We start from the raw sequence: 22704 nt of genomic DNA on the forward strand, positions 1-22704 counted from the left end.
TGAGCCCCGAAGTGGGGCAGACACCCCCGGACGCCTGCCGCGGTCGCGCCGCTACCGCCCGTTCACTCCTCGCGGGTACCGTGAGCCCATGAGCGACGAGCCCACCGACGACGGCGTCGGCCCCGTGCCCCCTGTTCCCCGCGTCTCGAACACGCGCGCCGTCGGCACCATCGGGCAGGCGACTCTGCAGGAGAAGGCCGTACCGAAGAGCATGGTGCGGGCCTGGGCGCTGTGGGACTGGGGTTCGGCATCCTTCAACGCCGTCGTCACCACCTTCGTGTTCAGCACCTACCTGGCCAGCTCGCTGTTCATCGACCCCGCCATCGTCGCGGCGGCCGGTGACAACGAGAGGGATGCTGCGCTCGTCGCCGCGGAGGCCGCCAACACGACCGTCATCTCGGGGGCGCTCACGATCGCGGGGGTGCTGATCGCCCTGCTCGCGCCCATCCTCGGACAGCGCTCCGACGGTTCCGGTCGCCGCAAGTTCTGGCTCGCCATCAACACCGGGCTCGTCGTCGTCGTCATGCTCGCGATGTTCTTCGTCGCACCGGTTCCCGCGTACCTCTACCTGGGTGCGGCCCTGCTCGCGCTCGGCAACATCTTCTTCGAGTTCGCGAGCGTGAACTACAACGCCATGCTCGTGCAGGTCTCGACGCCGTCGACCGTGGGCCGGGTCTCGGGCTTCGGCTGGGGCATGGGCTACGTCGGCGGCATCGTGCTGCTCATCATCCTGCTGGTGCTGTTCATCCAGAGCTTCGGCAGCGAGACCGGCAACGGGCTCCTCAATGTGCCCTTCGGCGCCGACGGCGGCGCTCTCGACATCCGCTTGGCGATCGTGGTCTCGGCGATCTGGTTCGCGATCTTCGCCATCCCCGTGCTGCGCCGCGTGCCCGAGATCCCCGCACAGGAGCGCACGAACAGCGTCTCCTTCCTCGGCAGCTACGCGAAGCTCTGGCGCACGGTCCGCAGCCTCGCGAAGAAGAGCCCGAACGTGCTGCTGTTCCTTCTCGCGAGCGCGGTGTTCCGCGACGGCCTGGCGGCGGTGTTCACCTTCGGGGCGATCATCGCGGCGCAGGTCTTCGGCTTCAGCTCGGCCGAGGTCATCTACTTCGCCGTCGCCGCCAACGTCTTCGCCGGCATCGGCACCTTCATCGGCGGCTGGATCGACGACCGCTTCGGCGCCAAGCGCGTCATCATCGGCGCGCTCGTCGGCCTCGTCATCGCGGGCTCGGCGGTGCTGTTCATCGGCGACGCGAAGATCGGGTTCTGGGTCGCGGGCCTGTTCCTCACGCTCTTCGTCGGGCCCGTGCAGGCCGCGAGCCGCTCGTTCCTCGCGCGCATCACCCCTCCCGGCCGCGAGGGCGAGATCTTCGGCCTCTACGCCACGACCGGCCGCGCCGTGTCGTTCCTCGCTCCGGGGCTCTTCAGCCTCTTCGTCGCAGCGACCGGCGACACCCGCTTCGGCATCATCGGCATCGTGCTCGTTCTGCTCGCCGGACTGCTGCTCATGCTGCCGGTGAAGGCGAAGCAGAACGTCATCGAGTAGGTGCGGGCGGCGCGCAGTCGCGCTGCACGAGGTGGGCGCGCCGGGCGTGCGGCGCGCTCGTCGTGAGGCACGGGTCGAACGCAACAACCCCGACGTGGCGCTCTCGATCACCCACGGCGAGCTCTCGACATTCAGGCTTGAGCTCCTTCTGCTCTGCAGGATCATCGCGAGGATAAGTCGACGAAGTCCTGCAGAGTGGAAGGAGCAGAGGGGTGATCACCGCACCGGCCGCCGAAGCCGGGGCGCACGGTGCGCAGCCGACTCGGCCGCGCACGGCGCCGCGCGCCGGCCCGCGCGCTCAGGTGCGGGCGAGCGCCGCGATGTCCTCGCGGAACTCGAACGCCTCCGTCGACGACACCGTCGCCCGCGTGCGATCGATCGCCGCGAGGTAGTCGGCGGTCGAGGGGCCCGTGAGCGCCCCTTCCGGCCCCGCCGCCCACTCCACCGACGAGACGCCGAAGACCGACTGCTCCAGCGCCGCCTGCGAGGCGGAACGGGCGGCGAACTCGATGTCGGCGGGCGAGTAGCCGTCGGTCCGCGCGACGAGCAGCGCGAGATCGATCGACTCCGCGGCCTGCTCGGGGATGTAGCGGCCCCAGATGGCCTCGCGCGCGGCGGCGTCGGGGAGTCCGATCGGGATGACGTAGTCGAAGCGTCCGTGCCGCAGGAAGGCGGCATCCAGCGCTCGGATGAAATTCGTCGCGCAGATCAGCAGGCGGCCAGGGGAGTCGCGGAAGGCCGGGATGATCTTCAGCAGCTCGTTGGTGACGCCCTGCATGGCCGAGGGCGGCTCGCCGCCGCGCTGCCCCGCGATCTCCTCCACCTCGTCGATGAAGACGATGACGTGGTCGAGCTCGGCGATGCGCGTGAAGGTCTCGCGCAGGCCGCCCGCGAGCCCCTGCGGCCCGTGTGCGAGACGCGAGGGGAACACCTCGACGAAGGGCCACTGCAGCCGCGAGGCGACCGCCTTCGCGAAGGTCGTCTTGCCCGTGCCGGGAGGGCCGAACAGCACGATCGACCGCGGGGCCTGCACGCCGAACTGATCGGCGAGGCCCGGGTCGGCGAGCGGCAGCACGAGGCGGCGCTCGAGCAGCTCCTTCTCGGTCTGCATGCCGGCGATCGACCCCCACAGATCGCGGGGCAGGATGCGCCCGCCGAGGTCGCGCAGCACCGCCAGCTCGCGCTGCTTCACCGGGATCTCGCGCTCGAAGTAGCTCAGGTGCGCGCGATCGGCGAAACCCGCGCGGGTGAGGGCACCGATCTGCTGCTGCTCGTCGGGCACCAGGATCGACAGCTTGGTGAGGCCCGACGGCGCCATGCGCTGCTCGAGCGCCGCGAGCAGCTTGCCGGCGATGCCCGAACCCCGGGCGGGAGCGGTGACGGCGAGGAAGACGATCCAGCCCTGGTCGTGCGCGGCCCTCGCCACGGCGACGCCGAGCACGCGATCGCCGTCGGCCGCGACCACCGCGTAGTCCTTCTCGCAGGAGGCGAGGACCTCGGCGAGCGCGTAGACGGGCTCGACGCCCTCGGTGCGCACCTCGTCCCACAGGCGCAGCACGGCATCCATATCGGCGGGCTGGTAGTCGCGCAGGCGCATCGATGTCATGGCGCATGGTGGCAGGGGATTCTGATGACTGGTCGGCGCTCCGCTGGGATTCCGCCGCCAGCCCCCTCGACGCCCCAGCGCGCGATGCCAGGCTGGAGATATGACTGACACCGCTGCCCCCGCACCGACCCCCTCCACCGCCGACAAGGCCGCCGCCCTCGCCGCGCTGCACGTTCCCGGTGACCCGCTCGTCGTCGTCAACGTGTGGGACGCCATCACCGCCCGCATCGTCGCCCGCACCCCCGGCGTGCGCGCGCTCGCCTCCGCCAGCCACGCGGTCGCCTTCGCCCACGGCGTCGCCGACGGCGAGGGGATGCCCGTCGACATGGCCCTCGACGCGGCCCGCCGCATCACCGGCGCCACCGACCTGCCCGTGAGCATCGACTTCGAGCGCGGCTACGCGCCCGACGCCGCGGGCGTGCGCGCGAACGTCGCCCGCCTCATCGAGGCCGGCGCCGCCGGACTCAACATGGAGGACTCGCTCGAGGGCGCCACCGGCCCGCGCCGCCCCCTCGCCGAGGCCGCCGAGCGCGTCGCCGCCGCCCGCGCCGCCGCCGACGAGGCCGGCGTGCCGCTGTCGATCAACGCGCGCACCGACACTCTCGCCGGCTCGCCCGACGCCTGGGACGAGGCCATCGACCGCGCCAACGCCTACGTCGACGCGGGAGCCACGAGCATCTTCATGCTCGGTCTGCGCGACGAGACGATGATCGAGAACGCCGTCGCCGCCGTGCGCGCGCCGATCTCGGTCATCGCCATGCCCGGATCCCCCTCGCTCGAGCGCCTCGCCGAGCTCGGCGTCGCCCGCGTCTCGTTCGGCCCGATGGTGCTCGGCCTCACGCTCGCCCATCTCGGCGCGGCCGCCGCGCAGCTCACCGCCCGCGGCGAGTACCCCGCCGAGCTCGCCACGAAGTACGAGCTGTAGCGCGTCGCCCCGCCCGTCGAGACGCTCGGCGGGCGGGGCCGGGCGGGCGGGCAGCCCCGGTCGGCGACAATGGGCGGGTGAGCATCCCGTACCCCGATGACGACGACGAGGGCGACCCCGATCGCGTGCGCCCGAGCTGGCAGCCCGACCCCGAGAGGCCCGGCTACGAGCGCTGGTTCGACGGAACGGACCTCATCGGCCGCGCCGAGAAGGAGCCCGGCCCGTTCTCGGCCTTCAGCCCCGCGGTGACCCGCTCGCTGCGGCCCGGGCCCAACCGGGATGCGCGGCTCGCGCGCGGGAGCATCCTCGCCGTGCTCGCCGGCTTCGTGCTGCAGCAGTTCGCCGCCGCCGGCGCCCTGCCGGTTCCCGGGCTGGAGCCGATCGGCGTCGTCCTGCTCACGCTCGTCATCTCGGCGAGCGCCGCCGTCGTCACGGCCGTGCTCGCCGCGCGCGGGCTGCGGCGGGCGCCGCAGCTCGGCGGCCGCGGTATCAGCTCGCTCGCGCTCGGCGTCGCCATCGTGCTCGGGCTCGCGCCCGTGCTGCTGCTCGTCGCCATCGCCGTGGGCGGCGGGCTCTAGACCGCCGACCCCGCCCCGCGCCCGGGGGCTCGAGGGCTCGCGCGCCTCAGCGCACCCGCACCACCGCGGCCGACCAGGCCGGCAGCACGAGCCGGCTCACACCGACCGCGTCGTCCGCCGCGAGCATGATCTGCGACGAGGTCGCGATGAGCAGGCGCTCGCCCGCCTCGCGCTTCCAGTCGAACTCGGCCGGCTCGTCGAAGGCCGCGCAGACGGCGACGAGTCCGGCGGAGTGGTCGACGAGTCCGGCGCCGCGGCGCATCTCGAAGGCCGTCGGCCGGGCATCCGGTGAGGGGCCGGTCGTCGTCGCCGCGATGTGCGCGAAACGGGCGTCGGTGAGCTCGGGGGTCTCGCGCCGCAGGCGGATGAGCGCGCGGTGCAGGCGGAACAGCCGCGCGTGCTCCTCGTCCTCCAACTCGCTCCAGTCGAGGCGCGAGCTCTCGAAGGTCGACAGCGCCTGCGGGTCGGGAACGGCCGACTCGTCCCAGCCCATCTTCACGAACTCGGCGAGCCGCCCCTCGGCCGTCGCGCGCCCGAGCTCGGGCTCGGGGTGCGAGGTGAAGAACTGCCACGGCGTTCGCGCGCCCCACTCCTCGCCCATGAAGAGCATGGGCGTGAACGGGGTGGTGAGGTTCAGCACGGCGGTGACGGCGAGCCGGTCGGCGGTGAGGCTCTGCGAGATGCGGTCGCCCGCGGCGCGGTTGCCGATCTGGTCGTGGTCCTGCGCGAACGTGACGAGCCGCCAGGTCGGCACCTCGGCCGGGATCGGCTTGCCGTGCTCGCGCTCGCGGAACGAGGAGTACGTGCCGGCGTGGAAGAACCCGCCCGTCGTGGTCGTGCGCAGGGCATCCCGCGTCGCGAAGTCGGCGTAGTAGCCGCTCGACTCGCCCGTGACGGCGGCGTGGATGGCGTGGTGGTGGTCATCGCTCCACTGCGCGGTGAGGCCGTAGCCGCCGGCCTCGCGCGGCAGGATGAGCCGCGGGTCGTTGAGATCGCTCTCGGCGATGAGCGTCAGCGGGCGGCCGAGGTGGGCGGAGCGCGCGTCGGTCTCCTCCGCCATCGACTGCAGGATGTGCACGGGGCTCTCGTCGACGAGCGCGTGCACCGCGTCGAGCCGCAGGCCGTCGACGTGGAAGTCGTCGAACCACATCGCGAGGTTGTCGAGCACATAGCGGCGCACCTCGGGGTGCGCGACGTTGACCGAGTCGCCCCACGTGTTCGCCGAGGCGTCGTGGAGGTAGGGCCCGAACAGCGGCAGGTAGTTGCCGCTCGGGCCGAGGTGGTTGTAGACGACGTCCTGCACGACGGCGAGGCCGCGGGTGTGGCAGGCGTCGACGAAGCGGCGGTAGCCCTCGGGCCCGCCGTAGTGCTCGTGCACGGTGAACCAGAGCACGCCGTCGTAGCCCCAGTTGTGCGTGCCGTTGAACCCGTTGACGGGCAGCACCTCGACCATGTCGACACCGAGCTCGACCAGGTGGTCGAGGCGGGCGATCGCGCCGTCGAAGGTGCCCTCGGGCGAGTAGGTGCCGATGTGCAGCTCGTAGATGACGGCGCCGGCGAGCTGGCGGCCCTGCCAGCCGTCGTCGAGCCAGGCGAAGGCGGCGGGGTCGTCGAGAGCGCTGAGCCCGTGCACGCCGTCGGGCTGGCGGCGCGAGCGGGGGTCGGGGCGAGGATGCTCGTCCCCGTCGATGAGGAACCCGTAGCGGTCGCCCGGCTCGAGCGCCCCCTCCGCGACCCACCAGTCGTCGTCACCGCGGGTCATCGGCACGCGGTCGACGACCTCGGATCGCACGCGGTGCAGGGCCAGCTCGGCGGCGCGCGGCGCCCAGACGCGGGCGTCGCGCGCGGTCGGCTCCGCCGTCGGGGCGCTCGGCGCGCTGGTCGGGACGGGCGCGCTCGACGGGTCGGCCGCGCTGCTCGAGGCGGGTGCGCTGGTCGGGGCTGGTGCGCTGGTGGGGTTCTCGGTCATCGGTCGTTCTCCTCCTCGACGAGCAGGGCGACGGGGTAGGTGCCGAGCACCTCTGCCAGCCGCAGCTCGCCTCCGTCGTAGCGGCGCCCCGTGAACGCGTCGAGAACGGGACGCTGCGGCAGCACGATCACGGTGTCGCCCCAGCCGCCGGCCTGCTCGAGGCCGACCGGCAGGCGCGTCGCGACCGCGACGGCGCCGCCGCGGTCGAACACGATCGCGTGGGCGGCGGCGGATCCGAGTGCCGGCAGGGGGGCGTAGCGGGTGAACAGCTCGGGCCGGTCGCGGCGCACGCGCAGGGCGCGGCTCGTGACGAGCAGCTTCGCGGCGGCGGTCTCGTCGATGCCGGGCATCCAGTTCGGCGTCGCCGAGGGGGCCTCGCCGTCGATGCGGGCCAGCAGCATCCGTCGCTCGTCGTAGTCGACCGGGCGGCGGTTGTCGGGGTCGACGAGGCTCGTCTCCCACAGCTCGCTGCCCTGGTAGACGTCGGGAACGCCGGGCGTGGCGATCTGCAGCAGCTTGGCCGCGAGACCGTTCGACCAGCCGGCGGGCGCGACGGCGGTGACGAAGTCCTCCACGAGGGCGCGCAGCGCGCCGCCCTGCTCGAGCACGGCGTCGATGGCCGCGTGCATGCGGGCCTCGAAGGCCTCGTCGGGCTGCGTCCACGTCGTCGCCGTGCCGGCCTCGCGCGCGGCCTTCTCGGCGTAGGCGTGCGCGCGCTCGGCCGAGATCGGCCAGGCGCCGACGAGCGACTCCCACAGCAGGTTCTCGAACGGGCCGTCGCCGAGCGGCACGGCGGCGCGCAGCTCGTCCAGCAGGGTCCGCCACGCCTCGGGGATCTCGGCCAGCACGTGGATGCGCGCCCGGGTGTCCTCGCCGCGCTTCGTGTCGTGCGTCGACAGCGCCGTGAGCGAGGCGGGGTAGGCGCCCTGGCGCACGAGCTGCCGGCGGTGGAACTCGTCGACGTCGACCGCGAACTCGGCCGGGTCGGCGCCCACCTCGGTGAGCGAGGCGAGGCGCGAGACCCGGTAGAAGGCCGTGTCCTCCACGCCCTTCGCCATGACCATGCCGCTCGACTGCTGGAACCGCTGCGCGACGGGCTGCGCCGCATCGGCGAGCAGAGGGGCGAGCGCATCGAAGGCGTCGGCGAGATCGGGGCGGGATGCCCGCGCCGCCGTCAGCGACGCCTCCAGCTGCTCGGCGCCCACCGGCAGGTACGAGCGGTACACCGGGAAGCACGCGAGCAGCTCGGCGAGAGCGTCGGCGGCCTCGGGAACGGGAGCGGGCAGCTCGCGCTCGAGCCGCAGCACCTCGCTGCGCAGGATGGTGTCGGCGATGCGGCGCTTCGTGCGCCGGATGAGCGCGTGCCAGTCGAGGGTCTCGGCCGGAGCATCCGTGCCCTCGGCCCGCAGGGCGGCGTCGAGCGCATCGAGCGCTCCGCGACCGGCGGGGTCGACGAGCACGCGGTCGATGGTGGCGAGGGCGTCGTAGCCGGTGGTGCCGGCGGCCTGCCAGAAGGCCGGCAGCTGCTCCTCGCCCTCGAGGATCTTCTCGACCCACACCGGGGCGTGCCCGGTGGCGGCGGCGAGGTCGTCGAGGTAGCCGCCCGGGTCGAGCAGGCCGTCGGGGTGGTCGACGCGGATGCCCTGCACGAGCCCCTCGCGCACCCAGCGCACGATCTCGGCGTGCGACTGCTCGAACACCCACGGCACCTCGACGCGCACGGCGGCGAGGGTGTTGACGGCGAAGAAGCGGCGGTAGTTGAGGTCGGCGTCGGCCCGCGTCCAGTGCACGAGCTCGTAGTGCTGGCGGCCGAGCACGGCGAGCAGCTCGTCGGGGGTCGCAGCGGAGCGGTCGGCGACGTCGTCGGCCGAACCCTCGGCCAGCGGGTACTCGGTGCCGTAGACGGTCACGGAGTCCTCGCCGAGCGAGACCTGCCCGTCGGCGACAACCCGCTCCAGCTCCTCCCCCAGCACGGGGATGCGCAGCCGACCCTGCCCGAACGCCCAGTCGACGTCGAAGGCCTCGGCCATCCGGCCCTCGCGGCCATCGCGCAGCAGCTGCCACCACCAGTCGTTCTGGCGCGGATCGGCGACGCCCATGTGGTTCGGCACCGTGTCGACGAGCACCCCCATGTCGAGCGCGCGGGCGGCCGCGGCGGCCCGCTCGAGGCCCTCGGGCCCGCCGCGCTGCTCATCGACCCGGCCGTGGTCGGTGACGTCGTAGCCGTGGCTCGAGTCGCGCGTCGCCTGCAGCAGCGGCGACAGGTACAGCCAGTCGGCGCCGAGCAGGCGCACGTAGTCGGCGAGCGCCGCCGTCTGCTCGAGCGTGAACTCGGCGCTCACCTGCAGTCGGTAGGTGGAACGGGGCAGGTCGGTGGGGCTCACGCGGGCGTCACCACCGAGATCGAGGAGGTCTCGGTCGAGGCCGGCGGCGACGAGATCGACAGCGCCACGGCGTCGTCGACGGTGTGCTCGGCGACCTGGTGCTCGCGCAGCACGACGAGGCTGATGCCCTCGAGCTGCATGGATGCTCCTGCCTCGAGCACGGCGGCCGCGTCACCGAGACCGCTCGTGTCGACGAGCCGCTCCCAGCGCGCGCCGTACTCGGCGGGCGGCAGCGTCGCCTCGATCGGCTCGGTGTGGGCCGAGTAGTAGACGAGGAAGTGGCGGTCGACGATGGGCTCGCCCCGGTCATCCCGCCCCCGGATGCCGTGGCCGTTGAGGAAGACGCCGACGGTGCGCCCGAAGCCGGACTCCCAGTCGGTGTCGTCCATCGCGGTGCCGTCGGGGCGCAGCCAGACGGCGTCGGGCAGCGGCTCGCCCTCGCTGCGGCGCGCGGGGCGGCCATCGAAGTAGCGCGTGCGGCGGAAGGTCGGGTGCTCGCGGCGCAGGCGCACGAGAGAGCCGACGAACTCGATGAGCGACTGGTCGGCGTGCTCCCAGTCGACCCACGAGAGCGCGTCGTCGTGGGCGTAGACGTTGTTGTTGCCCTTCTGGGTGCGGCCGAGCTCGTCGCCGTGGGCGAGCATCGGCACGCCCTGGCTGAGCAGCAGGGTCGCGAGGAAGTTGCGCACCTGGCGCGCCCGCAGCGCGAGCACGATGGGGTCGTCAGTGGGGCCTTCCACGCCCATGTTGTACGAGCGGTTGTGGCTCTCGCCGTCGTTGTTGCCCTCGCCGTTGGCCTCGTTGTGCTTCTCGTTGTACGAGACGAGGTCGCGCATGGTGAAGCCGTCGTGCGCGGTGACGAAGTTGATGCTCGCGACCGGGCGGCGGCCGTCGGCCTCGTAGAGGTCGGCCGAGCCGGTGATGCGGGCGGCGAACTCGCCGAGCGTGCCCTCCTCGCCGCGCCAGAAGTCGCGCACGGTGTCGCGGTACTTGCCGTTCCACTCCGTCCACAGGGGCGGGAAGTTGCCGACCTGGTACCCGCCGGGGCCGATGTCCCAGGGCTCGGCGATGAGCTTCACCTGCGAGACGATCGGATCCTGCTGCACGAGGTCGAAGAAGGTCGACAGGCGGTCGACGTCGTAGAACTCGCGCGCGAGCGTCGCGGCGAGGTCGAAGCGGAACCCGTCGACGTGCATCTCGGTCACCCAGTACCGCAGCGAGTCCATGATGAGCTGCAGCGAGTGCGGGTGGCGCACGTTAAGGCTGTTGCCCGTGCCGGTGTAGTCGCGGTAGTACTGCGGGTCGTCATCCATCAGCCGGTAGTAGGCGGCGTTGTCGAGGCCCTTGAACGAGATGATCGGCCCCATGTGGTTGCCCTCGGCGGTGTGGTTGTAGACCACGTCGAGGATGACCTCGATGCCGGCGACGTGCAGCGACTTCACCATGTTCTTGAACTCCTGCACCTGCTGACCGCGGTCGCCGGCGGAGGAGTAGGCGTTGTGCGGGGCGAGGAACCCGATGGTGTTGTAGCCCCAGTAGTTGGTGAGGCCCTGGTCGACGAGGTGCTTGTCCTGCACGAACTGGTGCACGGGCATGAGCTCGATCGCGGTGACGCCGATGCGCTTGAGGTGGTCGACGATCGCGGGATGCCCGATGGCCGCGTAGGTGCCGCGGATCTCCTCGGGGATGTCGGGGTGCGTCATGGTGAGGCCCTTGACGTGCGCCTCGTAGATCACCGACTGGCTGTACGGCACCCGCGGCAGGCGGTCGCCGGCCCAGTCGAAGAAGGGGTTGATGACGACGCCGAGCATGGCGTGCTTGCCGGAGTCGAGGTCGTTCTGCGCCGAGGGGTCGTCGAAGTGGTACGGGAACAGCGACTCGTCCCAGTCGATCTGCCCGTGCACGGCCTTCGCGTAGGGGTCGAGCAGCAGCTTCGCGGGGTTGGCGCGGCGGCCGGTGGCGGGGTCGTTGACGCCGTGCACGCGGTAGCCGTAGAGCTGCCCGGGCTGCACGGTCGGCAGGTACGCGTGCCAGACGAAGGCGTCGACCTCGACGAGCTCGACGCAGGTCTCGACGCGCTCGCCGTCGGCGCCAATGTCGATGAGGCAGAGGTCGACGCGCTCGGCCGCCTCACTGAAGATGGCGAAGTTCGTGCCGTTGCCGTCGAAGGTCGCACCCAGCGGGTACGGGGTTCCGGGCCAAGTGTGCATGGGGGGTGCCTCCCTGATCGCCTCACAGCGTAGGGGCGACCGCGGCACGGGCGCCCGCGGCCGTGAGGGGGATGCCCAGCTTACGGCGAGGGCGGCCGCGCACCATCGCCGGAGGCCGCCTCAGCGCAGGAGCGTCCAGGCGATCATCAGCATCGTCACGAGCGCCCCGGCGAAGAAGTTGAACCACAGGAACCGCTTCCAGCCGCGGTTCGCATCCTCGGCGTCCTCGTCGCGCACGCTCCACCACTGCGCCGTGCTGATCGCGTACGGCAGGGCGGCGAGCGCCGCGATCGGTCCCGGCCAGTCGGTGCCGAGCAGCAGCAGCCCCGCGACGACGTAGGCGACGACGGCGAGGCGCACGGTCGCCCGCCCGCCGATGACCGTGGCGATCGACGAGATGCCGCCCTCGCGGTCGGCCACGATGTCCTGCACCGCTCCGAAGGCATGGCTCGCGATGCCCCAGAGGAAGAACGACACGAGGATGAGCCAGAGGGCCGGGGTGAACGCGGCGCCGGCGAGCACGAGGCCGTAGACGGCGGGGCTCACGAAGTGGGTGCTCGAGGTGAGTGAGTCGAGGAACGGCTTCTCCTTGAAGCGCAGCCCCCTCGCGGAGTAGGCGACGACCGCGAACATGCTGATCGCGAGCACGAGCCACGAGAGCGGGTCGCCGACGATCACGAGATACACGAGGAACGGCGCGCAGCTGATCGCCGCCGCCCAGAGCGTCGTGCGGTGGATGCGCGGATCGAGCAGCGCCCCCTCCACCCCGCCCTTGCGCGGGTTGCGCAGGTCGCTCTCGTAGTCGAAGACGTCGTTGATGCCGTACATCGCGAGGTTGTACGGCACGAGGAAGAAGATCGTGCCGATGACGAGCGTGGCGTCGATGCGACTGGTGGTGAGCAGGTACGCCGCGGCGAAGGGGAAGGCCGTGTTGATCCAGCTGAGGGGCCGCGAGCTCAGGACGAGCTGGGAGAAGGTGCTCACGGGGAACCATCATCGCGCGTGCGACGGCGCGGCAGCAGCTCCCACACCGCCGGCAGCAGCACGAGGGCCGCGACCGTGTAGGCGAAGTCCTCGATGGGGGCGAGCCCGACGCGCACCCCGCTGATGAGCGCCTCGTCGTAGTCGACGAGCCCCGTGCCGATGATGACGTTGTCGAAGATCGCGGTGAGCGTCAGCAGCAGCACGGCCGCCGCTCCGACGGCCCGCCAGTTCGGGGAGCGGCGCGCGAGCACCGCGGCGAGCGCGACGAGCGCGACCGCGGCCAGGAACACGAGGTTGAGCAGCGTGTACGTCATCCCGCCGCCGACCCCGCCCGCGACCGCGTCGCGCGCCGACGCTCGAGGAGCAGCACGGCCGCCCCGTAGGCGTTCATCGTGTTGTAGCAGAGCAGCGTCAGGAAGAAGACCTCCTCGATCGGCAGCTCGGTGCCGACGAGCACGCCCGTCATGAACTGCGTCTGCCCGCGGAAGAAGATGCCGAGCGCGATGCCGAGCACGTCCCAGAGCAGGAAGAAGGCCACGCCGAGCGGCAGCACGATGGATGCCCGGCGCGCGTCGCGCCAGAAGAACAGGCCGAACCGCCGATCGAGCACCACCATGCCCGTGATCGACACGAGCAGGGCGATGAGGTAGCTGAAGCCGATCACGCCGCGGGCGCCGCCGCCGGCCTGCTCGCCTCGAGGGGCTCGGGCAGCGGGCCCGTCGAGGTGTCGCCGCGGAGGCGCTTGATGAGCACCTCGGCGCTGATCAGGCACATCGGCAGCCCGATGCCCGGGATGGTCGAGGCGCCCGCGTAGTACAGGCCGCGCACCTTCTTCGAGACGTTGCCGCTGCGGAAGAAGGCGCTCTGCTTGAGGGTGTGCGCCGGGCCGAGCATGCTGCCGCGCCAGGCGTTGAGGTCGTCGGCGAAGTCGCCGGGCCCGTAGGTGCGGCGCAGCACGATCCGCTCCGCGAAGTCGGGCGTGTTGGTCCACTCGGCGATCTGCGCGATGATGCGGTCGGCGTAGGCCTCGAGCCGGGTGTCGCCGTCGCCCGCGACGTCGCCGCGGCCGAACTTGAGGTCGGCCGGAGCCGGGACGAGCACGAAGACGTTCTCGTGGCCCTCGGGCGCGACCGAGGGGTCGACCCCGCTCGGCTTGCAGATGTAGAGCGACGCCGGCTCGGGCATCCGCGCATCGGGGCCGAAGATGGCCTCGAAGTTCTCGCGCCAGTCCTCGGCGAACAGCAGCGTGTGGTGCTCGAGGTTCGGCAGCTCGCCCTTGACGCCGAGGTACATGAGCAGAGCGCTCGGGCCGGGGTTGCGCGGCTGCCAGTAGCTCTCGGGGTAGGTCTGCAGATGCTCGGGCAGTAGGCGGGTCTCGGTGTGGTGCAGATCGGCGGCCGAGACGACGATGTCGGCCTCGATCGTCTCGCCGCTCACGAGCTCGACGCCGCGGGCCTCGCTCGTCTGCTCGTCGACGAGGATGCGGGCGACGGGCGAGGAGGTGCGCACCTCGACGCCGTGGTCGACCGCGACGTGGTGGATGCGGTCGATGAGCGTGGTGAACCCGCCCATCGGGTACAGCACGCCGTCGGCCAGGTCGAGATGGCTCATGAGGTGGTACATCGAGGGGGTGTCGAAGGGCGAGGAGCCGAGGAACACCGCGGGGTAGCCGAGCACCTGGCGCAGCCGCAGGTCGGTGAAGCGCTTCGCCACGAAGTCGTCGAGGTTCTGCAGCAGCAGCCCGACGAGCTTGGGCGCGCGGCGCAGCACGTCGCTCGTGAGCAGCGGGCCGAACGACTGGAAGCTCGTGTAGAGGAACCGCTTCTTCGCCATCTCGTAGGTGTCGAGGGCCGAGTCCAGGTAGCGCTCGAGCTCGCGGCCCGCGCCCTTCTCGATCGACTCGAACAGCGCGATGTTCTCCTCGCGCGAGGCGGCGATGTCGGTCCACTCCTCGACGCCCTCGGTGATGACGCGGTAGCCGGGGTCGAGCTGCACGAGGTCGAGCTGCTCGGCGGCGCTCGTGCCCATGAGCTTGAAGAAGTGGTCGAAGACCTCGGGCATGAGGTACCAGCTGGGGCCGGTGTCGAAGCGGAATCCGTCGGCCTCCCACGATCCGGCGCGGCCGCCGAGCTGGTCGCGCTTCTCGACGAGGGTCACCTGGTGGCCCTCGCGGGCGAGCAGGGCGGCGCTCGCGAGGCCCGCGATGCCGCCGCCGATGACGAGCGCGCGGCTCACGCGGTCACCGCCGCGGTGGGGCGGGGGGTCGGGATGCGGCCGGCGAGCACGCCGGCCGCGATGCGCAGCTTGACCGGATCGGGCACCCGCACGCGCGCGCGCACGAGCTCGGAGGCGGGGGTGCGGCGCAGCCGCACCGAGAGCTCGGCGAAGAGCCCCTGGGCGAGCGCGACCGCGCGCCGGCTCGAGGCGGGCAGGTCGGGGATGACCGCGGCGCTGGTGCGCAGATCGGCGTCGATGTCGTCGAGCAAGCGGTGCTTCTCCTCTTCGGTGAACGAGTCGACCCGCACGCCGGGGAAGTAGCTCCGCCCGAGCGACTCGAAGTCGGCCGAGAGGTCGCGCAGGAAGTTGACCTTCTGGAACGCGGCGCCGAGAGCGCGGGCGCCGTGCACCATGCGGTCATTCTGCGCCTCGGTCATGTCGAGTTCCTGCACGAAGGCCCGGAGGCACATGAGGCCGACGACCTCGGCCGAGCCGTAGACGTACTCGTCGAAGCTCGCCCGATCGTGCTCGGTGTCGGTGAGGTCCATGCGCATCGAGTGGAAGAAGGGCTCGGTGAGCTCGCGGCCGAAGCCGACCTCGCGCGCGGTGCGGGCGAAGGCGTGCACGACGATGTTGGTCGAGTAGCCGTGCTCCATCGCCTGGTTGGTGTCGGCCTCGAACTCGTCGAGGTACCGCCCGGCGGCCGCGAGGTCGAGGCCCGCGTCGGTCACGCCCCCGTCGACGATCTCGTCGGCGACGCGCACGAGCGCGTAGATGTTCTCGACGTGCTGGCGCACGCCCGCCCCGAGCAGCCGGGAGGCCAGCCCGAACGAGGTCGAGTAGCGGTGGATCACGACGGCGGCGACCTCGTCGGCGACGCGGTCGTACAGCTCCAGGCGGTTCATCGCACTCTCTTCAGGACGGTCTCGGCGATCGGGTGCAGCTCGTCACGGAGCGCTGCGGGGATGCACGGCTCGGCCAGGCGCGCGAGAGCCCGGTGGGCGTACCCCCTGGCGAGATCCTCGGCGAAGGCCTTCGCGCCGCACTCGATGAGCAGCAGCCGGGCCTCCATCGCCTCCTCCCCCGTGAGGTCGGATTTGCCGATGAGGTCGCACAGCCGCGCCCACGCCGGCGTCGAGCAGGCGAAGGCGATCATGACGGTGCGCTTGCCCTCGCGCAGGTCGCCGATCGTCGTCTTGCCGGTGGCCTCCTCCTCGCCGAAGACCCCGAGCACGTCGTCGATGATCTGGTACGCGATGCCGATCTCGCGGCCGAACTCGCCGAGGGTCGTCACGGCGGCCTCGGAGGCTCCGGCGAGGATGGCGCCGGCCTGCAGAGGGGTCTCGAAGGAGTAGACCGCGGTCTTGAGCCGCTCCATGGTGAGGATGTCGTCGACGAGCGGCATGCCCGGCGCGATCGAGAAGTCGACGTCGATGAGCTCGCCGGCGGCGCTCGCGAACATCGCCTCGTCGAGCACGTCGAGCAGGCGCTCGCGCACGGGCGAGCCGACGCCGCTGCGGTCGATCAGGCGGTAGGCGTTGAACAGGGCCAGGTCGCCCGCGATGACGGCGGCCGAGACGCCGCGGTGCTCGGCGATTTCGACGCTCGCTCCGCGGTCGACGGCGTGATCGCGGTAGGCCCCCGAGATGTTCGGGATGCCCCGCCGCACGAAATCGCGATCGATCACGTCGTCGTGCACGATCAGGGCGGTGTGCAGCAGCTCGAAGCTCGCGCCGACGTAGGCAGCGGCATCCATGTCGTCGCCCCCGAAGCCGGCGTAGGCGGACATGACCATGCGGGGGCGGAACCGCTTGCCGCCCTGGGTGTTGCGCTCGAGCAGGCCCCAGAGGTGCACGTAGTGGTCGCCCAGGGGCGCGGCGCGCTTCTTGGATAGGCTGAAGAAGCGCTCCAGCACAGCGTCGACCATGCTCGCGCGCTCAGCGCCGAGCTTCACCGGGTCGTGTCGATCCACCCCCCGAGACTAGCGCGAGCAATGACTGAGACCATCGAGAGCGTCGTCCTCCTCGACGACGACGGCACCCCGGTCGGCACGGCCCCGAAGGCGACGGTGCACACCGCCGACACCCCCCTGCACCTCGCGTTCTCGTGCCACGTGTTCGACGCCCGCGGCCGCGTGCTCGTCACGCGGCGGGCCCTGTCGAAGGCCACGTGGCCCGGCGTGTGGACGAACAGCTTCTGCGGGCATCCCGCCCCCGGCGAGGATTTCGCCGAGGCGATCGTGCGGCGCGCCGAGCGCGAGCTCGGACTGCGCATCGGAGCGGTGACGCCGGCGCTGCCCGACTTCCGCTACCGGGCGGTCGACGCCTCGGGCGTCGTCGAGAACGAGATCTGCCCCGTCTTCACCGCGGTCGCCGAGGGCGACCCGCAGCCCGCCGACGACGAGGTCGCCGAGTGGGCCTGGGTCGAGCCGGCGCAGCTGCGCGAGGCCGTCGCCGCGACGCCCTTCGCCTACAGCCCCTGGCTCGGCTGGCAGCTCGCGGCGTGGCAGGGCGCGTACGCCGCTCCGCAGTCGGCCCCGATCCCGGACGCGGTCAGCCCGAGCTGACGGCCCCGGTCGGGACGGACTCCGCGGGGGCGCGGGCGGCGGTCGGCGCAGTGGGCTCCGGCCCCGCGGCCGATCCTGCCTCCGTCGGCAGATCGAGGATCGCCGTCGTGCCCGCGGCGCCGTCCGACTCGAGCCGCACCGCGCCGCCGAGGCGCTTCTCGACGAGCTCGCGCACGATCGGCAGGCCGAGGCCCGTTCCGGGCACGTCGCGGTGCCGGTCGTCCTGCACCCGCGAGAAGCGGCCCCAGACGTGCTCGAGCTGATCCGGCGGGATGCCCATGCCGTGGTCCTCGATGCGCACCCGCCACTCGTCCCCGTGCGGCGCGAGCGACACCTCGACGACTCCCCCGTCGTCGCTGAACTTCACGGCGTTCGACAGCAGGTTCGCCAGCACGCGGGCCAGGGCCGGCGCCTCCGCGCTGATCACGACGGGATGCTCGGGCACCGTGAGCCGGATCTCGATGCCGCGCGTCGGCGCGAGCCCCTCGGCGTCCTGCACGCACTGGGCCAGCACGAGACGCAGGTCGAGCGGCGCGGCCGGGCGCGCGATCGCCACTCCCGAGCTGAGCTTGCTGAGCTCGAGCACGTCCTCGATGACGTCGGCGAGCCGTCGGGCGTTGCGCGCGATCACCTCGGCGGCGAGCCGTTCGCTCGGCGCGAGCGGGGCATCCTCGAGGTCCTCGGCGAACCCGAGGATGCTCGTGACGGGGGTGCGCAGCTCGTGGCTGACGGAGGAGATGAAGTCGTCCTTCTGGCGGTTGAGATCGCGCAGCTGCTCGGCCGCCTGCAGCGCCCGCCGCTCGCGCTCGTCGCGCTGCGTGACGTCGGTGAAGACGACCGTGAAGACGCTCGTGCCGATGGAGCCCTCGTGGATGGCGACGTCGACGTCGAACCGGCGCCCCTGGGTCTCGACCTCGACCCGCCCGCTGCCACCCCTGGCGATGAGCGCGTCCAGCTCGGGCAGGCCCAGCACGGCGTGCTTCTCGCTGATGCGGATGCCGCTGACGGCCCAGGTCGGCGGCATGGCCTCGCGGCCGAGGGCGGCGAGGGCGGTCGGGTTCAGGCCCACGACCCGCAGGCGATCACCGTCGATCACCTCGGCGATGAGGATTCCGGTGTCGGAGCTCACGATGCCGCCGCGCAGCAGCGACTCCCGCGCACTGAGCCGCACCACGGCCGCACCCCAGTCGTTGCGCGCGGCCGAGACGAAGAGCGCGGAGGTCGCGGAGATCGCGAGGAAGGTCTGCAGCAGGAGGACGGCGAGGGCCGGGTCGGAGTCGAGGTAGTCGGCGAACGGGCCCCCGCCGCGGCCGGTGAGCCGGATGCCCATGAGGGCCATGACGAAGAGCTCGACCGCGACGACGAGCGTCGGCATGCGGAACGCCGCCCAGAGCAGAGCGGTGAGCGGCAGGAACGCCAGAGGGAGGTCGGAGCCCGGCCAGAACACGAAGAGCATGATGCCGACGAAGGCCATCGCCTGCAGCACGATCTCGAACGGTCGCGCACCCCGGCGCAGCCGACGGCTCACGAGGGCGAGCGGGGTGATGACCAGCAGGGCGCTGCCGTGCGAGGCGACGAGCGAGAAGAAGACGGTGGTCGGGTCGACGCCGACGACGATGGCGGCGGTCGCGCTGCCGAGGAGCGCGAGGCTCAGAGCGCCGGCGATCACGGCCACCATGAGCCGGCCGACGTCGCGGATGCTGTCGAGGCGGGCCTCGGGGCCGCCGCGCGAGGCGAGCTGCGCCACCACGTAGACCTCGACGGCGTTCGCGAGGCCGTACCCGAACGTCAGACCGAGCTCGCGCCCCACGAGCAGATTGGCGGCGAAGGCCGCGGCGAAGACGCCCACCGTCGCCGCCAGACGCGACCCGCGGGAGGCGAGCACGGCGACGGCGCCGATACCGGCGGCCGGCCACCAGGTGGCGATGATGGCGCCCTCAGGGCGCAACACCAGGCTCGCGTAACTGACGAGACCGGTCAGGAGGATTAGGCTGACGATCGCGACGCGCCGGACGACGGGGCCGGAGTACCAGATCTCGGTAGCGAGACCTCCTTTGCCCATGACGACCCCCGCTCGGCGCGAATGGAAAGCGAACGCCCTCCACCTCTTGGGAGGAGACTACGTCCGGGAAGGCTGGAGGGGAAATATGGCACGCATTCTGATCGTGGAAGACGAGCCCGATGTGATGCTCCTGCTCGAGAACCGCGTCCGCGGCGCGGGGCACGACGTCATCTCGGCGACGGACGGCGAGGCCGGTCTCGAGCTCGCGCTCGCCGAGAAGCCCGATCTCATCGTGCTCGACTGGATGATGCCCAAGCTCGACGGCATCCGCGTCTGCGAGCTCGTGCGCCACGCCGACCCGGATCGCGACATCAAGGTGCTCATGCTGACGGCGCGCTCCCAGCAGAAGGACGTCGACCGGGCGTACGCGGCCGGCGCCGACGAGTACATCGTCAAGCCGTTCAGCTCGCGCGAGCTCATCACGCGCATCGGCGCGCTGCTCGACGGCGGGGCGGCGGAGGCTCACCCGGTCTGAGCGCGGCCGCGCGCGAGCGGGGCATCCCCCGCCCCACCGCGCGGAACGGCGGGCGTCTAGCGCGGCGCGATCTCGGTGCGGTGGAAGTTCTGCCACGAGCGCGACGCCGTCGGCCCCCGCTGGCCCTGGTAGCGGTTGAGGTAGTCGCCCGTTCCGTAGGGGTTCTCGGCGGGCGAGCTCAGGCGGAAGAAGCACAGCTGGCCGATCTTCATGCCCGGCCAGAGCTTGATCGGCAGGGTCGCGACGTTGCTCAGCTCGAGCGTGACGTGGCCGGTGAAGCCCGGGTCGATGAAGCCCGCGGTCGAGTGGGTCAGCAGACCGAGGCGGCCGAGCGAGCTCTTGCCCTCGAGGCGCGCGGCCACGTCGTCGGGCAGGCTCACCTGCTCGTAGGTGGCGCCGAGCACGAACTCGCCCGGGTGCAGGATGAACGGCTCATCGCTCTTCGCCTCGACCAGCCGCGTGAGCTCGGGCTGCTCGGCCGCCGGGTCGATGAACGGGTACTTGTGGTTGTCGAACAGCCGGAAGAACGAGTCGAGCCGCACGTCGACGCTCGAGGGCTGGATCATCGAGCGGTCGAGGGGGTCGAGGCCGATGCGGCCCGCGTCGAACTCGGCCCGGATATCGCGATCGCTCAGCAGCATGAGGTCACCCTACCGAGGGGCGGGCGGCTCGCGAGGCGCGGTCGCCCGTGGCACGAATTCAGGCATCGCGACGCCGGGCTCGGCGTGTCGCCGCTCAGCCGGGTTCGACGCGCCGACATGTGCCTGAATATGCGTCACGACGCCGGCGGGGGGCGAGCGGCGGTGGGATGCTCGGCGCGGGCTCCGCGGGCAACCGCTAGACTTTCCACGCCCCCGCTAGGGGGCCGTGCGGATGTAGTTCAATGGTAGAACTTCAGCTTCCCAAGCTGATAGCGCGGGTTCGATTCCCGTCATCCGCTCCACCAGTCCCAAACCCCGCGGTCGGAGGCACGACGATGAGCGCGGACGAGGTCGAGGGCTTCATCGCCGGACTCCCCGCGCCGCAGCGCGAGACCATGGCCGCGCTCTGCGCGGTCATCCGCGGCAGCGATGCGCGGCTCACCGAATCGATCGCCTGGGGGGCTCCGAGCTTCTCGCTCGACGACCACCTGTTCACCACTGGCATCGACCGGCGCTCGGGCCGCGTGCGGCTCGTGCTGCACTCCGGTGCGCGGTCGACGCTGGCGATGCGCGGGCGCATCGACGATGCGACCGGGATGCTCGAGTGGAAGTCCGACGACCGCGCCGTGCTGCACCTGGCCGACGCCGCCGGGGTCGAGGCGGCGCAGCCCGCGCTGACCGCGCTGCTGCGCGAGTGGGTCGCCGCGGTCGGGAAGGGTCCGGCCCCGGAGGCCGGGGTCGAGCAGGGCGGCGCGAGCGGGGATCCGGCATGATGCGCTCGGCCAACCGGCGCGCGGGCCTCGTGCTCGGCGGGCTGCTCGCGGCGCTCGGCATCGCGGCTCTCATCGCCTCCATCGGGGTTCCGATCGCCGACCCCGAGGGCGTGGCGCTCGTGGCCGCGCTGACGGTGAACCCGCTGCAGGGCATCCTGACCCTCGTGGTCGGCGTCGCGCTCATCGTGCCGGCGACGCGCTCGCTCGACGCCGCACGCCGCGTCAACGGCATCATGGGCGCCGTGCTGCTCGCCGGCGGCATCGGCGGGCTCTACCTGATCGGCACCGAAGCGAACGTGCTGGCCATCACGAGCACGAACACCGTCATCCAGTTCGGGGCCTCGGCGGTGCTGCTGGTCGCCGCGCTCGGTGCCGATCGGCCGACTCCCGAGGACCCCGCAGCGCACTAGCGAGCGGCCTGAGGCCGAGGAGCTCAGCGCGAGCGCGGCTCGACGGCGCGGTCGATCGCGGGCCCGGCCTCGGCCATGAACCGCCGCACGTCGTCGTCGACGATGACATCGCTCGGCCGCATCGGCCGGGTCAGGTAGAGGCCCTCGATCGAGCGGATGCGCGACAGCGCCACGTACGCCTGCCCCGGGGCGAAGGCGCGCGGCCCCAGGTCGACGATGGCGGCGTCGTAGGTCTGACCCTGCGACTTGTGGATGGTGACCGCCCAGGCGAGCCGCAGCGGGAACTGCGTGAATTCCCCCACGATGTCCTTCGTCACCTGCTTGCGCGCCGCCGAATAGGTGTACTTGTACTTCTCCCACGTGGCCGGCAGCACCTCGTGGCTCTCGCCGTCGACCTCGACCCACACCGTCTTGCCGATGCGCTCGACCGTGCCGAGGGTGCCGTTCACCCAGCGCGGGTGCCCGTCGCCGCCGGTGTCGTTGCGCAGGAACATCACCTGCGCGCCGACCTTGAGCTCGAGCGCCTCGTCGGCGGGGTAGCCGCCCTTCGTGCCGAAGTCGCCCGCGACGTCGGCCCGCGCGGTCTTCGGGGCGCCGGGGAGGCGGCGCAGGGCATCCTGATTGATGCGCGTGACGGTCGCGTTCGTCGTCGCGAGGGTCAGGATGCCCTCCGCGGGCGCCGGCCGCGCTCCGGCCTGATTCAGCGCGCCGCCGATCTCCTGCGTCACCTCGCCGTGGCGCACGGCCGAGAGCATGGCGCGGAAGGCCTCGTCCTGCTGGCGGTGGATGGTCTGCAGCTCGACGATGCGCAGATCGGCCTCGTTCCACACGGCGGCGTCGAAGAACCACATCGAGCGGTAGTGGTCGGCGTAGTAGGCGCGCTCGCCCTCGTCGCGGCCCGGCACCGGGGCCAGCTGGTACGGGTCGCCGAACAGCACGACCTGCACGCCGCCGAAGGGCTCGTGCCGGCGGCCGCGGGCCTGGCGCAGGCGGCGGTCGATCGCGTCCATGAGGTCGGCGCTCACCATCGAGACCTCGTCGATGACGACCGTGTCGACGCTCTGCAGCAGGGTGCGCAGCTCGCGCGAGAGGTCGAGCTCCTGATCGGCGATGAGGCCGATCGGCAGCCGGAACAGCGAGTGGATGGTCTGCCCGCCCACGTTGAGGGCGGCGACGCCCGTCGGAGCGCTGACGACGACGGTGCGCTCGGTCGTCGCGAGGAAGCTCTGCAGCAGCGTCGACTTGCCCGTGCCCGCGCGGCCCGTGACGAAGACGTGCTCGCGCGTCGACTCGATGAGGCCGAGCACCGCGAGCTGCTCGGGGCTCAGCTGCGTGCGGGCCGTCATCCGCCCATCGTA

Annotated in this window: 20 protein-coding genes and 1 tRNA gene; 8 read left to right on the forward strand and 13 right to left on the reverse strand. The window is 72.0% G+C overall.

Annotated elements, in window-relative coordinates:
* Positions 1-88: 88 nt before the first annotated feature.
* On the forward strand, positions 89-1546 hold the full coding sequence (locus OVN18_RS04420; protein ID WP_407666065.1) for an MFS transporter: 1458 nt from the start codon (positions 89-91) through the stop codon (positions 1544-1546).
* Positions 1547-1844: 298 nt separating this feature from the next.
* Here OVN18_RS04420 and OVN18_RS04425 read toward each other — a convergent pair whose 3' ends face one another.
* Positions 1845-3152, reverse strand: a complete 1308-nt coding sequence (locus OVN18_RS04425; protein WP_267782233.1) for an ATP-binding protein — start codon at positions 3150-3152, stop codon at positions 1845-1847.
* A gap of 100 nt (positions 3153-3252) precedes the next feature.
* On the opposite strand from OVN18_RS04425, the gene OVN18_RS04430 reads away from it, so the two are divergent.
* Together OVN18_RS04430 and OVN18_RS04435 are read left to right on the forward strand one after the other, a co-directional pair.
* Positions 3253-4077, forward strand: coding sequence for an isocitrate lyase/PEP mutase family protein (locus OVN18_RS04430; RefSeq protein WP_267782235.1), 825 nt, complete (start codon positions 3253-3255; stop codon positions 4075-4077).
* Between the two features lie 77 nt (positions 4078-4154).
* On the forward strand, positions 4155-4655 hold the full coding sequence (locus OVN18_RS04435) for a hypothetical protein (protein ID WP_267738384.1): 501 nt from the start codon (positions 4155-4157) through the stop codon (positions 4653-4655).
* A gap of 46 nt (positions 4656-4701) precedes the next feature.
* On the opposite strand, the gene treZ is transcribed toward OVN18_RS04435, so the two are convergent.
* The 9 genes from treZ to OVN18_RS04480 all read right to left on the reverse strand — a co-directional run bounded on the left by treZ (position 4702) and on the right by OVN18_RS04480 (position 16391).
* Entirely contained in the window at positions 4702-6624 is a 1923-nt protein-coding gene (gene treZ / locus OVN18_RS04440; protein ID WP_267782237.1) for a malto-oligosyltrehalose trehalohydrolase, read from the reverse strand.
* Positions 6621-9008: a malto-oligosyltrehalose synthase gene (treY, locus tag OVN18_RS04445; RefSeq protein WP_267782239.1), complete on the reverse strand. Its 2388-nt coding sequence runs from the start codon at positions 9006-9008 to the stop codon at positions 6621-6623. The genes treZ and treY overlap by 4 nt, the downstream gene beginning before the upstream one ends.
* Positions 9005-11218, reverse strand: a complete 2214-nt coding sequence (gene glgX, locus OVN18_RS04450) for a glycogen debranching protein GlgX (protein ID WP_267782240.1) — start codon at positions 11216-11218, stop codon at positions 9005-9007. Before glgX ends, treY begins: the two co-directional genes overlap by 4 nt.
* Positions 11219-11338: 120 nt before the next feature.
* Positions 11339-12202 (reverse strand): prenyltransferase, encoded by an 864-nt coding sequence (locus tag OVN18_RS04455; protein ID WP_267782242.1) that lies wholly within the window; start codon positions 12200-12202, stop codon positions 11339-11341.
* Positions 12199-12516, reverse strand: coding sequence for a lycopene cyclase domain-containing protein (locus OVN18_RS04460; protein WP_267782245.1), 318 nt, complete (start codon positions 12514-12516; stop codon positions 12199-12201). The genes OVN18_RS04455 and OVN18_RS04460 overlap by 4 nt, the downstream gene beginning before the upstream one ends.
* Entirely contained in the window at positions 12513-12863 is a 351-nt protein-coding gene (locus tag OVN18_RS04465) for a lycopene cyclase domain-containing protein (protein ID WP_267782914.1), read from the reverse strand. Before OVN18_RS04465 ends, OVN18_RS04460 begins: the two co-directional genes overlap by 4 nt.
* Positions 12863-14437 carry a phytoene desaturase family protein gene (gene crtI, locus OVN18_RS04470; RefSeq protein ID WP_267782247.1) on the reverse strand — a complete coding sequence of 525 codons (1575 nt, stop codon included), beginning with the start codon at positions 14435-14437 and terminating at the stop codon, positions 12863-12865. Before crtI ends, OVN18_RS04465 begins: the two co-directional genes overlap by 1 nt.
* Positions 14434-15324, reverse strand: a complete 891-nt coding sequence (locus OVN18_RS04475) for a phytoene/squalene synthase family protein (RefSeq protein WP_267782248.1) — start codon at positions 15322-15324, stop codon at positions 14434-14436. Before OVN18_RS04475 ends, crtI begins: the two co-directional genes overlap by 4 nt.
* On the reverse strand, positions 15321-16391 hold the full coding sequence (locus OVN18_RS04480; protein ID WP_267782250.1) for a polyprenyl synthetase family protein: 1071 nt from the start codon (positions 16389-16391) through the stop codon (positions 15321-15323). The genes OVN18_RS04475 and OVN18_RS04480 overlap by 4 nt, the downstream gene beginning before the upstream one ends.
* Before the next feature lie 21 nt (positions 16392-16412).
* Here OVN18_RS04480 and idi point away from each other — a divergent pair, with 21 nt between their 5' ends.
* Positions 16413-16985, forward strand: a complete 573-nt coding sequence (gene idi / locus OVN18_RS04485) for an isopentenyl-diphosphate Delta-isomerase (RefSeq protein WP_267782252.1) — start codon at positions 16413-16415, stop codon at positions 16983-16985.
* Here idi and OVN18_RS04490 read toward each other — a convergent pair.
* The gene (locus tag OVN18_RS04490) at positions 16972-18936 is read right to left on the reverse strand and encodes an ATP-binding protein (protein WP_267782253.1); all 1965 of its coding nucleotides are present in this window, start codon (positions 18934-18936) and stop codon (positions 16972-16974) included. The genes idi and OVN18_RS04490 overlap by 14 nt on opposite strands.
* A 196-nt stretch (positions 18937-19132) precedes the next feature.
* On the opposite strand from OVN18_RS04490, the gene OVN18_RS04495 reads away from it, so the two are divergent.
* Positions 19133-19522 (forward strand): response regulator transcription factor, encoded by a 390-nt coding sequence (locus OVN18_RS04495; RefSeq protein ID WP_267738395.1) that lies wholly within the window; start codon positions 19133-19135, stop codon positions 19520-19522.
* Between the two features lie 56 nt (positions 19523-19578).
* Here the strand turns inward: OVN18_RS04495 and dcd are convergent, their stop codons facing one another.
* Positions 19579-20163, reverse strand: coding sequence for a dCTP deaminase (gene dcd / locus OVN18_RS04500; RefSeq protein ID WP_267782255.1), 585 nt, complete (start codon positions 20161-20163; stop codon positions 19579-19581).
* A gap of 228 nt (positions 20164-20391) precedes the next feature.
* On the opposite strand from dcd, the gene OVN18_RS04505 reads away from it, so the two are divergent.
* From OVN18_RS04505 to OVN18_RS04515, 3 genes are all read left to right on the forward strand, one after another.
* Positions 20392-20465, forward strand: a tRNA-Gly gene (locus OVN18_RS04505).
* A gap of 33 nt (positions 20466-20498) precedes the next feature.
* On the forward strand, positions 20499-20936 hold the full coding sequence (locus OVN18_RS04510) for a DUF1801 domain-containing protein (protein WP_267782257.1): 438 nt from the start codon (positions 20499-20501) through the stop codon (positions 20934-20936).
* The gene (locus OVN18_RS04515; RefSeq protein ID WP_267782259.1) at positions 20933-21346 is read left to right on the forward strand and encodes a DUF4383 domain-containing protein; all 414 of its coding nucleotides are present in this window, start codon (positions 20933-20935) and stop codon (positions 21344-21346) included. Before OVN18_RS04510 ends, OVN18_RS04515 begins: the two co-directional genes overlap by 4 nt.
* A 23-nt stretch (positions 21347-21369) precedes the next feature.
* On the opposite strand, the gene OVN18_RS04520 is transcribed toward OVN18_RS04515, so the two are convergent.
* Positions 21370-22692, reverse strand: coding sequence for an ATP-dependent DNA helicase (locus OVN18_RS04520; RefSeq protein ID WP_267738400.1), 1323 nt, complete (start codon positions 22690-22692; stop codon positions 21370-21372).
* Positions 22693-22704: the final 12 nt, after the last annotated feature.

The organism is Microcella daejeonensis (assembly GCF_026625045.1).
Lineage (GTDB): Bacteria > Actinomycetota > Actinomycetes > Actinomycetales > Microbacteriaceae > Microcella > Microcella daejeonensis.

What these genes read in the sequence shown, in the direction of transcription:
- OVN18_RS04420 (WP_407666065.1), top strand. Translation starts at nt 89, where the DNA reads ATGAGCGACGAGCCCACCGACGACGGCGTCGGCCCCGTGCCCCCTGTT.
- OVN18_RS04495 (WP_267738395.1), top strand. Translation starts at nt 19,133, where the DNA reads ATGGCACGCATTCTGATCGTGGAAGACGAGCCCGATGTGATGCTCCTG.
- treZ (WP_267782237.1), bottom strand. Translation starts at nt 6,624, where the DNA reads ATGACCGAGAACCCCACCAGCGCACCAGCCCCGACCAGCGCACCCGCC.
- OVN18_RS04475 (WP_267782248.1), bottom strand. Translation starts at nt 15,324, where the DNA reads ATGAACCGCCTGGAGCTGTACGACCGCGTCGCCGACGAGGTCGCCGCC.
- OVN18_RS04510 (WP_267782257.1), top strand. Translation starts at nt 20,499, where the DNA reads ATGAGCGCGGACGAGGTCGAGGGCTTCATCGCCGGACTCCCCGCGCCG.
- dcd (WP_267782255.1), bottom strand. Translation starts at nt 20,163, where the DNA reads ATGCTGCTGAGCGATCGCGATATCCGGGCCGAGTTCGACGCGGGCCGC.
- OVN18_RS04425 (WP_267782233.1), bottom strand. Translation starts at nt 3,152, where the DNA reads ATGACATCGATGCGCCTGCGCGACTACCAGCCCGCCGATATGGATGCC.
- OVN18_RS04460 (WP_267782245.1), bottom strand. Translation starts at nt 12,516, where the DNA reads ATGACGTACACGCTGCTCAACCTCGTGTTCCTGGCCGCGGTCGCGCTC.
- OVN18_RS04520 (WP_267738400.1), bottom strand. Translation starts at nt 22,692, where the DNA reads ATGACGGCCCGCACGCAGCTGAGCCCCGAGCAGCTCGCGGTGCTCGGC.
- OVN18_RS04515 (WP_267782259.1), top strand. Translation starts at nt 20,933, where the DNA reads ATGATGCGCTCGGCCAACCGGCGCGCGGGCCTCGTGCTCGGCGGGCTG.
- OVN18_RS04430 (WP_267782235.1), top strand. Translation starts at nt 3,253, where the DNA reads ATGACTGACACCGCTGCCCCCGCACCGACCCCCTCCACCGCCGACAAG.
- idi (WP_267782252.1), top strand. Translation starts at nt 16,413, where the DNA reads ATGACTGAGACCATCGAGAGCGTCGTCCTCCTCGACGACGACGGCACC.
- glgX (WP_267782240.1), bottom strand. Translation starts at nt 11,218, where the DNA reads ATGCACACTTGGCCCGGAACCCCGTACCCGCTGGGTGCGACCTTCGAC.